Source organism: Elongatibacter sediminis, from assembly GCF_037892215.1.
Classification (GTDB): Bacteria; Pseudomonadota; Gammaproteobacteria; order Xanthomonadales; family SZUA-36; genus Elongatibacter; species Elongatibacter sediminis.
In genome coordinates, this window is the sequence record NZ_JAZHOG010000001.1 from 280,178 (window position 1) to 292,449 (window position 12,272).

The following is a 12,272-nucleotide window of genomic DNA, read 5'->3' on the forward strand; positions in this document are numbered from 1 at the left end:
TTCGGCCTGCTTCATAGTCTATTAAACGATATTTTTACCGTCTGCCTGGAATCCGACACACATGAAACTTACACACTCGAATTTGCCCGATCCGCTGGCCGGGGTACCGCACGCGCCGGCCCGGAACCGTCTGATCCGCGCCCTGGCGCTCGCCGGTCTCGGCACCCTGATGGCCCTGCCCGTCACTCTGCACGCCCAGGGGCTGGAGGAGATCGTGGTCACGGCTCGCAAACGCGCCGAGAACATCATGGACATTCCGGATGCGATCACCGCGTTCAATGCGGAAACCATCGAGAACGCGCGCATCACCAGCATCCAGGATTTCGCCAACCTGACCCCCAACCTGACCATCATCGACCAGCTCGTTCCGGGAACGCAGACCGTTTCCATCCGCGGCATGACCACGGTGCAGAACGGTGAATTGCCGCTGGCTTTCGTGGTCGACGGGGTCAATGTGCCGTCGATGAACTTCATCAACCAGGAACTGGTCGACATCGAGCGCATCGAGGTACTGCGCGGACCGCAGGGCGCACTGTACGGTCGCGGCGCCATCGGCGGCGCGATCAACGTGGTCACCAAGACACCCACCGACGAGGTCGAGGTGATCGGCAAGGCCACCTACGGCAAGGGCAATGCGTTCTTCGCCGGCGGCACGGTTTCCGGTCCGATCTCCGAAGGCAGCGCCTACGGCCGCCTGTCGTTCAGCTACCGCAACGAAGACGGCCTGATCGACAACCTCGCCGCGGGCACCGAAGCCGACCCCGTCGAGGAGACCTCGGTTCAGGGTCGACTGATTTTCCATCCCAGCGACCAGTTGACCATCGACCTGCGCGGACGCTACATGACCGGTGAGTCCGGCGGCGTCTACCTCGCCCCGGTGACGACCGAGCAGATCGACGATTTTTCGATTCCGATCGACATGAACCTCAACGGCGACGACGACCGCGATGTCTGGTCCGCTTCCGCCAAGGTCGACTACGACTTCAGCAACGGCATCACCTTCACCTCGATCAGCGGGGTGAGCGACACCGAAGAATACTTCTTCGGCGACGGCGACTTCTCACCCGCCCAGACTTTCGCCCAGGACTGGATCATCGAAGTCGAGGCATTCAACCAGGAATTCCGCTTCACCTCCGCCGACGACGCGCCCATCCGCTGGATCGCCGGCGTGTTCTACCAGGACCGTGAAGACCGCGAATTCACGCGTTTCGGCCTGGAAGGTCCCGGACCTTCGGTCGTCCCCTTCGATCCGCCGGCGGGTAACCGTGAAATCCGCGACCGCAAGTCCTACGCCGTCTTCGGCCAGGCCGAATACGACCTGACCGACCGGGTGGAACTGACCGCCGGCCTGCGCTACGACTCCGAGGACAACGAAACCCAGAGCCTTCACCTGGGCGGGCTCGTGCAGGAAGAAACCTTCAGTGAATGGCAACCCAAAGTATCGCTGACCTATCACTGGAACGATGACGTGATGACCTTCCTGTCCATGTCCCGCGGGTTCCGCCCGGGCGGCTTCTCGCCCTCGTCCGGCCTGCTCTACGAGAACGAGGTGTCCGACAACTTCGAAATCGGCGTCAAGGCTTCCCTGCTGGATTCGAAAGTTCATCTGTCGGCTTCGGCCTTCCGCATCGATTTCTCCGACCAGCAATACTTCTTTTCGCGGGCGACCCCCGCCGGCGTGCAGCGCTTCATCATCAACATCAACGAAACCACCAATACCGGTGTTGAATTCGAAGTGTCCACCAATCCCATCGAGGGCCTGGATATCTCATTGGGGCTTGGCGTGACCGATACCGAAATCGACGACTTCGACGGCTCCGGCGACTTCGTCGGCAACCAGACACCGCAGGTCAACGACTACTCCGCGGTGTTGTCCACGCAGTACCGCTGGCCGCTCGGTGATTCGGGCTGGCACGGCATCGGCCGCTTCGACTGGGAGCGCCGCGGCCCGGTGTACTGGGACCTGGAAAACCTGGTCAAGACCCCAAGCAAGGATTACCTGAACCTGTACTTCGGCATCGAGAACGACAACCTCACCCTGTTCGCCTGGGGTGACAACGTGCTGGACGAGCAGCAACCCACCGCCATCGGACCCAACGCTTTCGGTCCCGGGCTGCATCTGCGCACACCCAGCCGGCCGGCCTCTTACGGCGTCGGCGTGCGTTTCCGCTACTGATGATGGCCAGCGTTCTCGGGGCGAAGCGCCCATGAGAGCCTGGTTCGTGACCCGGGTCGGAGAACCGGCCCGGGTTCTGGAGTTGCGCGAGGCGAACGAACCGCTGCCGGGAACCGGTGAGGTTACGATCGCGACGGATGCGGTCGGGCTCAATTTCCTCGACGTCATGGCCTGCCGCGGCAGCTACCCCTGGAATCCGGCTCCACCCTTCATACCCTGCGCCGAACTGGTCGGCCACATCCAGGGCGTTCACGACGGCAGCCGTTTCCAATCAGGTCAGCGGGTCGTCGCCATGATACCGGCTGCGCACGGTGCACTGGCCGAAACCTGTTCGGTGCCCCAGAATTATGTTTTTCCGGTTTCCGGAGACATTGCCGATGAGGCCGCCGCAGCCATGCTGGTGACCTACCAGACCGCCTGGTTCGCACTGGAGCGCGCCGCCGTCAAGGCCGGTGACACCGTATTGATTCACGGCGGTGCGGGCGGAGTCGGCACCGCCGCCACCCAGCTTTGCCGCCTGCGCGGCGCCCGGGTCATCGCCACTGCCGGAAGCGAAGCGAAACTCGACATTTGCCGCAACCAGGGCGCGGAACTCGCCATCAATTACCGCTCGCAGGATTTCGTTGCCGAAGTGCGCGCGCACACCGCCGAACGGGGCGTCGACGTGGTGCTGGATCAAGTCGGCGGCACGGTGAGCGAACGCTCACTCGAGGCGCTGGCGTTCGAGGGTCGGCTGGTCCTGGTCGGCTGGGCCAGCGGGGAAGCCCCGAATCTGGATGCCCAATCCCTGGTGATGCGCAACCACACCGTGATCGGACTGTCCTGGGGGTCCACCTATCCCCTACGCGACCCGGACCGGGTACGCGACGCCCACGCCACCATCCATCAGGCGATCCAGAGCAAGCAAATCACGCCACACATCCACGCCACCGTTCCGTTCGAGGACGCGCCGGACATGATGCAGGCGCTGGGGGATGGCAAGACCACCGGCAAAGCGGTGATCCGGATCCGATGAACGGAGCTCGGCCGGGTTGAGCTGAGCCGAATTGAGCTGACCCGGGCCGACCGGGCCAGTGGCACCTATTCCGGGCAGCCTGTGCGCCCGCACGGATCGATGTTCACTTTTTCCGGCCCCGGACGTTCGTCAGAGCGGAACCTCAGGAACCAGTCGAACACGTCCCGGCCCTCGTAGACCCGTTTCCAGGCGTCGTGGTCCATGTCCTCGTGCATCGTGAAGCGCAGGTTGGGATGGCCGGCCACTTCCATGAAACGCGCGGTGCGGTACAGCCAGTACGGGTCGACCACCTGGTCCTTGGCGCCGCCGAACAGCCAGGTCGGCAGCTTCGCCTCGGCGATGGCGCGGGCTTCGGTCTCGGTGCCGGCACCCACGATGGGCGCGATGGCGGCGAAGCGTTCCGGGTGGGCGGAGGCGATCTGGAAGGTACCGAACCCGCCCATGCTGATGCCGGTCAGGTAGACGCGGTCCGGGTCGGTGTTGAATTCCCGCAGCACGTCATCCAGTACCTGGATCACTTCTGCGTCGATGCGACTCCAGCCGGGCGGGAATTCGTCTGAGCGGTAGTCCTCCCAGGAGAACGCGGACTTGCGGGCCTTTTCACGGCTGGTGCGCTGAATCGGCCAGTCCGACGGATAGCCGTAATTGCGTTCGGGGGTGCCGCTCTCCAGCCGCACCGGGCGTGGATGTTTGGCCCGGTCTTCGAGCGCTTCCTGCTGACCCCAGACCGGCATCTGCGGGCTGATCATCACGAACGGCAGCTCGCGGCGATGCAACCAGGCCTCGGCCAGCGGCCCGTGGCGCAGCACGAAATCGAGATCGTCGGGGGTGTCGCCGCGCTGGCCGTTGCCGTGGAGAAACAGGATGACCGGCCAGCGCTTGTCCGCATTCGCTTCGTAAGCACTTGGCAGGTAAACGAAGTACTGGCGTTCCCCGCCGGTGCTTTCCGAGTCGTAACTCCGGCGCAGCAGCTGGTCCTCGGCGAAAACATTCGCGGCGGCCAGCAGGGTGACCGACAGGATCAACAGCAGCACCCGACCGGCGACGCGGCATTTCGTGGTTTCAATGTTCACGGCATTCTCCTGGCTGCTCGAATACCGCCCTGCCGCAACGGGAACCCACCCGGTGTATTTCGCTGACCGACAAGGCGTCGCCTCATAAGTTTACATATAAACTTGTTGTCCATACAAGTCGGACGGACGGCACTCACCCACGGCTGCCGGGCCAACGGGCGCAACACAACACAGGCGACGGCATACCAAGCGGATTACTCGGGGTGCAGAGTCGCCGGATCCCAGTGCTCCACGACCTTGCCGTCCTCGATCCGGAACATGTCGAACCACGTGGAGGAATAGGTTTCACCCGGCTTTTCGGGATGATCGAACGTACGTGCGAATGCGAGTACGACCGTGTCGTTCTCGGCGACGATCGTCACCAGGCCCGGAAGCGTGTCCGGCAACGGCCCTGCCGCGTCCCCGAAAGCATTACGAAGGTATTCGATCATGCCGTCGTATCCGGAAGCCTCGTTCGGGTTGTGGTTGACCCAGTTCTCGCGCGACGCAACGGTATCGAGTTTGTCGAGTTGACCGGCCATGACCATGCGGTACAGGTCGTAGACCAGGCGCTTGTTGGCGGCCAGCTCCGGAGGCCCCGAATCCACCAGCGCGGATTGTTGATCAGGAGCCATCGGAACCACTGGAAACGCCGCGACGACGCTCAGGGACAGCGTGCACAAAAACAGACCGATAATGATTTTCATGGCAACTCCTCATTGACTGGTTGCTGCCGGACAGCGTGACCGGCCGCCTGAGGACTTCGCAATCCCGGGGGCGCAGCGAAAAGCGCTCTGCACGCAGACGGCACGGATGCCCGCATAACCCCCGGGCGCTTTTGCGGCCCGGTGCGGGGCGTTATCATCTGCACTCGTTCGCCACCACCCACGGAAAACCGTTGACCCCCATCGAAACCGAAGTGGACCGAATCATCGAAGCCGGCGCGCTGGGCCGTTCGGGCACCTATGTACGCCTGCTGCGATATCTTGCCGAGGCCACCGGGCAAGGACGGATACCCAAGGAAGTGGATATCGCCACCGACGTGCTCGGGCGTGATGATTTCGATCCGGTGTCCGATTCCTCGGCGCGGGTTTACATGCACAACCTGAGGCAGAAGCTCGACGCGCATTACGCGAGCAAGGATGCCGGCGACGGCCCGACGCTGTCGATACCCAAAGGCAAATACCAACTCGTACTGAAACCGCGGGAGGCGGCGGCCGGAAAATCCAACGGCCAACGCATCTTGGTTTCCCGCTGGTGGGTGCCGCTGCTGGCCGCCGTGGCCGGAGCCATGCTGACCATCATCGCCACCCCGTCGATTCGGACCGGGCCGGCGGATGCCGGCCACGCGTTCACGCAGGCCCCGGCATGGAGCGGGATTCTCGACGACAACCGCGCCATCACCATCGTCGTTGGCGATTACTTCATCTTCTCCGAGGCCCACGACGGCTGGCCCGGCGAGCGGCTGATCCGCGATTTTTCCATCAACAGCCGCGAGGACTTCCGCGCCTGGCTGCAACAGGACCCGGACCGGCGGGACGATTACGTCGACATTCGCCTGAGTTACCTGCCCACCGGGACCGCCGCGGCCCTGAACGAGGTACTGGCGGTGTTGCGCCCCACCGAACGGCCCATTCAGGTGGTGCCGCAATCCCGCTTCCGTCCTGAGCAGTTGCGCGAGAACCACGTGATCTACATCGGCTACCTGAGCGGCATGGGCAAGCTCGGACAATTCCCCTTTCTGGCTTCCCGCTTGCAGATCGGTGGCAGTTACGATGTCCTCATCGACACCGAAACCGGCACGTATTACGAGAGCGGCGCCGGCCCGGTCACCACCGCAGATGTCAGCTACGACGACTACGGTTATCTCGCGACGTTTCCCGGGCCGTCCGGCAACCAGTTCCTGTACGTCACCGGCATGCGCGACGAGGGCCTGATGAAGATGGCCTCCACCCTGAGCGATGCCGCAATCGTCGATACGCTCGGAAACGGGTTCCGGTCCGGCGGGGCTCCGGCGTTCGAGGCCCTGTTCCAGGTGAGTGGAATCGACCGTACCTACGTCGCCGCCCGGGAGCAGTTTGCCGCACCGCTCGACGTGTCTGAAATCTGGATGGACGGCCCCGACCCCTAGCACACGCGAGGTGGATTTAAGGCCGGGTCAGATCATTCGAACTTGCTTTAACTTTCAATCATATCTAATTGTTTTTACGATATTACTCAGATTCTTTAACCGTTAATTCAACCGTTTCCTAACGACAACTGACAGCGTTGACGTACACCTGTCTGACAGACTTCCGCGGAATGGAAATCCGACCAGGCAGGGAACAAGGAATGAAAATCAGCACGAACCGGTTGTTGCTCTTGATCATCGTCACGCTGGCCACGAATGCCGCGGCCCAGACGGAAACCCGGTCGGAAGCCCGGACAGCAACCCTGTCTGGGACCAACCCCGACGACGGTCAGCCCGAAAACGGGCAGGAGGAAGTGCAGATCTGGGGCCGGGCCATCGACCTGGTCGGCGCCGCCGATTCGGCCTCGCAGGGCATCGTGGGCTACGACGACCTGGCGACACGGCCCCTGTTGCGAGTGGGCGAACTGGTGGAAGTGATCCCGGGCATGATCGCCACCCAGCACAGCGGCGGCGGCAAGGCCAACCAGTATTTCCTGCGCGGCATCAACCTCGACCACGGCACGGACTTCTCCGTCAGCTTCGAGGGCATGCCGGTCAATCTGCGCACCCATGCGCATGGCCAGGGTTACCTGGACATGAATTTCATCATCCCGGAACTGGTCCGCACCGTCGAGTACCACAAGGGCACCTACTGGTCTGACGCGGGCGACTTTTCCGCCGCGAGTTCCAGCAAGTTCGAAACTTATGACCGGCTCGATCGAGGCTTCGCGAAACTCACCGTCGGCTCGGAGGAGTACTACCGCGCCGTTGCCGCCAGGTCCTGGGATGCCAGTGGCGGCACCTGGCTGCTGGGCAGCGAGATCCGGCGCGGCGACGGACCCTGGGACAATGGCGAAGACCTGGAACTGTTCAACGGCTTCGCCAAATACACAACGGAAACCCCTCTGGGCGGTCTCGAAGTGATCGCGACGTATTACACCAACGACTGGAATGCGACGGACCAGATTCCCCGGCGCGCCGTCGAGTCCGGTGATCTTTCGGATTTTGGCTTCATCGATCCGACCGTGGGCGGCGAGACCTCCCGTTTCAACCTGATCGCCAACCTGTCGGCCGGACAGACCGACTGGCATGCCTACGCGTCGACGTATTCACTCAACCTGTTCGCCAACCCGACCTATTTTCTCAATGACCCCGTCAACGGCGACCAGATTGAACAGGAAGATCAACGCTGGATCGCCGGGGCCAGCGTGGACCACCTGCGCGAACTGGCCGGCCTGCCACTGCCAACGGAACTGCGCGTGGGCGCCGAGACGCGTTACGACCGGATATCCGACGTCAATCTGTATGCGACCCGGGCTCGCCAGCGCCTGGCGACGGTGCGTGACGATTCGGTCGATGAATTCAGCGCCGCCGTGTACGGCGAACTCTCCGTGGACTTCAGCAGCAAATGGCGCGCGACCGCCGGCGTCCGCGCCGACTGGTACAGCTGGGACGTGACGGCCGCGCGACCGGAAAACTCGGGCAGCGGAACGGCTTCGGTGGTCACGCCCAAATTCAGCCTGGCCTACCGGCCGACCGGTCAGTGGGAACTGTATGCGAATTACGGCGAGGGCTTTCACTCCAACGACGTGCGCGCCGCCGAGACAAGGGTCGACCCCGTCTCCGGCAATCCGGCAGAGCCTTTCGATGTCATTTCGGAAGCCACCGGCTACGAGTTCGGCTTTCGCTCGCAACTGTCGGACCGGCTTAATTTCTCGGCCACCTGGTTCCATCTGGCGCTCGACTCGGAGCTGATCTTCGTCGGCGATGCCGGCACCACCGAACCGAACGACGCCACCGAACGCGACGGCATCGAGGTCACCCTGTTCTGGCGGCCGACCGACTGGCTGGTGCTGGATGCTTCGGCGGCCAAAACGGACGCCCGGTTCAAGGATGCACCGGCGGGAGAGGACGCGATCCCCGACGCACAGGACATGGTCGGGGCCTTCGGCGCCACCGTCACCCTGGATAACGGCTTCGTCGGCTCACTGCGCGTGCGGCACTTCGGAGATGCGCCGCTGATCGAAGACCGTTCCGTGACCAAGGACGCGACCACGCTGATCAATCTCGGCCTGAGCTACCCGCTCGGCCGGTTCGTGCTCGGCCTCGACGTACTCAATCTGTTCGACGCCGAAGCCAATGATATCGAGTACTTCTACGAGAGCCGGCTGTTCGGCGAAACCGACCCCGTCGAGGACTGGCATTTCCATCCGGTGGAACCGCGGGAATTCCGGCTCAGCATGAAGTACCTGTTCTAGCCGGCCCGCAGCCCGGCCCGCAAGCCAGCCAGTAAACCCGGCCCGCGCCAGCGGCGCGGGCCGGATCAGGTGCTGGCAGTCTCAGCGGCTCATGATGGTGAACGAGACACCCAGCTCACGGAAATGCGGGCGCAGACGAATACCGGCCGCACCGAAGTTATCCGCCGTGCCGTTGTAGTACTGCTCGTCCAGCAGGTTTTTGGCGTAAGCGCGGATGCGGAAGCGGTCCGTCTCCATGCCGGCATAGAGGTTGACCAGGGTGTAGCTGTCAATCTGGTAAGGGAATGCCGGCAGGTTGAACGGGTCGCCGAACACGGTCTCCCCGACCAGCGATCCAATGGCCTCGATGTCGCTGTACTGATCGTCGGTGTAAGTCACTTCGGCACGCACGAACGAGGCCCAGTTACCCAGGTCGAAGTCATACTGCAGCCAGGTGTTCGCCGTCCATTCCGGCGACCGCGGCAGCGGTTGGCCCGACACGTCGATGATGTTGTCGTTGCCGTTGGTCTGGCCGCGCAGCACCGCATCGCGGTAGTCGTCGAATTCGGAATCGATGTAACCCAGGTTGACGGCCCAGATCAGTTCCTCGGCCAGCAGGGCCGTGAACTCGATTTCCGCGCCACGGGAACTGGCTTCCTCGGCGTTTTGCGTGGCGGACACGCCCGAGCTGATGTCGTTGGGGTCGGCCAGCCGGTTGGTCTGCACCTGGAAGTCGCTCCAGTCGTTGTAGAAGACCGCCGCCGACAGGTTGGCACGGCCACCGGCGAACTGGGTTTTGAAGCCCAGTTCATAGCTCCACAGGTCTTCCGATTCGAATGGCAACGGGAACAACTGCTGCTGGCTGGCCACGTCTACCCCGCCCGCCTTGTAGCCCTTGGACACCGAACCGTAGAAGGTCGACACGTCGGTCATGTGGCGCACCACGACCCGGGGCGAGAAATCCTCGAAGGTTTTGCTCCCCGAGACCTTTTCCGGCCCCAGGTTGAAGTCGATCATCGACGTGGTGACCTTGTCCCGCGACCAGCGGGCGCCGATGGTCACATCGATCGAATCGTTGAACGGCATCGTCGCCTCACCGAACAGCGCCGCGCTCTTGAAGCGGAAGTTCATCTGATCACTGTTGATGAACCCTTCCGGATCCCCGCTGGGAGCGTCATCCGGCATGATCTGAATCTGATTGATGCGGTCCAGATCGTCGTCGACGTAAAACGCGCCGAGGGTCCAGCTGTACTTGCTGTCGTCGGACGACATCAGCCGCAGTTCCTGGCTCCACGAGGTGCCGCCGTAGTCGTTCACCCGGCGCAGGGGCAGCGGCCCGAACGTGAACGGGATGCCGTCGAGATCGGCCTCGCGATCGAAACTGCTGTCGATGTAGCCGGTCACCGATTTCAGCGTGGCCTTGCCCAGATCCCAGGCCACGCGGCCGTTGATGATGGTGAAGGACTTGTCGTTGCGCTCGATGGTGTCGCGATCGATGCGATCGTCAGTGTCCGGATAAAACCCCTGCCCGGAATCGATGGCATCGTGCGGACCCAGGCCGAAGATCGATCCGGTGTCCAGGTCCACCACGCCCGAAGGCACCGCGATGTCGCCGCCTTCGTCTTCATCGGTGCGCGTGATCGACAGATCGATGGTCACGTCATCGGACGGCAGAATGCGGAATGACAGGCGCCCGGTCAGATACTCGTAGAACGGATCGTTGCCCAGCGGGTTGACGTTCTCGATGGGCGTGTCCGATTCCTCGTAGGCGAAGACACCGCGGGCCATGAAGGTGTCGCTGAACGGCACGTTGAAGATGGCTTCCGCGCCATAGGTGTCGAAGCTGCCGATTTTGACCGTACCCTCGAAGTACTGTTCCGGCCCGGGCTTGACCGTGGTGATGTTGATGGCGCCGCCGACCGCGTTACGGCCGTAATAGGTGCCCTGCGGGCCACGCAGGACTTCGATGCGCTCCATGTCCTGAAGTTGCGGGTTGACGGTGCCCTGCGCGACCGCGCCCACCGACAGTTCGTCGATGTAGTAGCCGATGGAGTTGGCCGTCGCGACGCCGTCGAGCGTGATGTTGCTCACACCACGGATGCTCACGTTGATGCTGCGGCTACCGCCTTCGCCGTCCTCTGAAAAGCCGACGTTGGGGGTCTTGACCAGATAATCCGCCGCGGAGCCGATCCGGGTCCGCTCCAGGTCCTCGTGCGAGTATGCGGAAATGCTGATCGGCACGTCCTGCAGGGATTCCTCCCGTCGTTGCGCGGTCACCGTCACCTCCTCGAGCACCAGATCGTCCGTGGCGTCCTGCGCCGGTGCGTTCACCGGCGTCAGGCCCAGACCCAGCGTCGCGCCGAATAGTACCGATCCCAACCGAATCGTCCTGGTCATGCAAAAACCTCCTTATCCAGGGTGTCCCGCGGACCCCCGGGTTCATGTGGTGCAGCATTAAAGCCGATGCCGAACGAACACATGCCGATCGACTCAGCCGCTTGGAACTCATGGGAAATCAGGACTTCGGTTTATATATAAACCAAGCGTTCGGAGTCAATTGGTTTATGCATGAATTATTCTAATGACCGCAATCAATCGGGAAGGAATCCGCGCATGCATCAACGCCCGGAGAGATCGGGCGGAAGAATGAGGAGTGTTATTCGTGCAACTTGCGCTGGCGGAAGGCTTTCGCCTCGTCCAGCAGCCAGTTGGTGAACACCGCCACCCGCGGCTCACCCGCCATGCCTTCCTGGCACAACAGGTAGTAGGAGTGTTCGGCGGGCACCGACAGTTGCAGCGGCCGGACCAGCCGCCCGGCTTCCAGCAGGTCGCTCACCAGCACGCTGCGGCCGAGCACGATGCCCTCGCCGTTCAGCGCCGCCTGCATGGCCATATGGGAATGGCTGAATTTCAGGCCGCGACTGCTCATGGTCTCGGCGGACCCGGTGGAACCCACCCACGACTCCCACGACATCTGCATGTCGTCGTGGATCAGCACGAAATCATGCAGATCGGCCACGGACTCCAGGGGTGGACGACCCGCCAGCAGGTCCGGACTGCAGACCGGCAACACGTCCTCGTCGAACAACTTGGTCACGTGCAGGCCCGGCCACTTGCCGCGGCCGTAACGAATGCGCACATCCACCCACTTGGGGCCTTCCTCGCCGATGATGTTGCCGAAATCATCAATCTGGTTCTGCGAGGTCACGCGGATGTCCAGATCGGGGTGCCGGCGCCGGAAACCGCCCAGCCGATCGATCAGCCAGCCCACCGCGAACGATTCGGCCACCGAAATGCACAACAGCCGTTCGGAATCCTCATCCAGCAGCGAGCGGGTCGCCGAGTGCAGCTCGTTCAGCATGATGCGGACCGAGCGCAGGTACTGCTCGCCCTTTTCGGTGAGCTGCAGTTCACGCTTGTGACGGTCGAACAGCAGAAACCCGAACCACTCCTCCAGCAGTTTGACCTGGTGGCTGACGGCGCCCTGGGTGACGAACAGTTCGTCGGCCGCCCGGGTGAAACTGCAATGACGGGCGGCGGCTTCAAAGGCCCGCACGGCATTCAGCGGCGGCAGGCGCCGCGGCGTGGGCGCGGGATGGCTGATGGGGGGTGATGCTGGCAC

General features: G+C 62.9%; 8 protein-coding genes. 4 read left to right on the forward strand and 4 right to left on the reverse strand.

The genetic code is table 11. The features are described 5' to 3' along the window. Positions 1–61 precede the first annotated feature (61 nt). The gene (locus tag V3330_RS01125) at positions 62–2,176 is read left to right on the forward strand and encodes a TonB-dependent receptor (RefSeq protein ID WP_354693533.1); all 2,115 of its coding nucleotides are present in this window, start codon (positions 62–64) and stop codon (positions 2,174–2,176) included. Between the two features lie 31 nt (positions 2,177–2,207). Continuing rightward, positions 2,208–3,191, forward strand: coding sequence for an NADPH:quinone oxidoreductase family protein (locus V3330_RS01130; protein WP_354693534.1), 984 nt, complete (start codon positions 2,208–2,210; stop codon positions 3,189–3,191). Between the two features lie 65 nt (positions 3,192–3,256). Here the strand turns inward: V3330_RS01130 and V3330_RS01135 are convergent, their stop codons facing one another. Continuing rightward, positions 3,257–4,264, reverse strand: coding sequence for a carboxylesterase family protein (locus V3330_RS01135; protein ID WP_354693535.1), 1,008 nt, complete (start codon positions 4,262–4,264; stop codon positions 3,257–3,259). Positions 4,265–4,458: 194 nt separating this feature from the next. Further along, positions 4,459–4,950 carry a nuclear transport factor 2 family protein gene (locus V3330_RS01140; RefSeq protein ID WP_354693536.1) on the reverse strand — a complete coding sequence of 164 codons (492 nt, stop codon included), beginning with the start codon at positions 4,948–4,950 and terminating at the stop codon, positions 4,459–4,461. A gap of 191 nt (positions 4,951–5,141) precedes the next feature. Between V3330_RS01140 and V3330_RS01145 the strand changes: the two genes are divergently transcribed. Together V3330_RS01145 and V3330_RS01150 are read left to right on the forward strand one after the other, a co-directional pair. Further along, the gene (locus V3330_RS01145; protein ID WP_354693537.1) at positions 5,142–6,374 is read left to right on the forward strand and encodes a hypothetical protein; all 1,233 of its coding nucleotides are present in this window, start codon (positions 5,142–5,144) and stop codon (positions 6,372–6,374) included. A 200-nt stretch (positions 6,375–6,574) separates the two neighbouring features. After that, a complete protein-coding gene (locus V3330_RS01150; RefSeq protein ID WP_354693538.1) occupies positions 6,575–8,671 on the forward strand; it encodes a TonB-dependent receptor in 2,097 nt (698 codons plus the stop codon). 81 nt (positions 8,672–8,752) lie between these two features. On the opposite strand, the gene V3330_RS01155 is transcribed toward V3330_RS01150, so the two are convergent. Next, complete coding sequence (locus V3330_RS01155; RefSeq protein WP_354693539.1) at positions 8,753–11,047, reverse strand: TonB-dependent receptor; 2,295 nt, start codon at positions 11,045–11,047, stop codon at positions 8,753–8,755. A gap of 259 nt (positions 11,048–11,306) precedes the next feature. Then, positions 11,307–12,272 (reverse strand): transcriptional regulator GcvA, encoded by a 966-nt coding sequence (gcvA, locus tag V3330_RS01160; RefSeq protein WP_354693540.1) that lies wholly within the window; start codon positions 12,270–12,272, stop codon positions 11,307–11,309.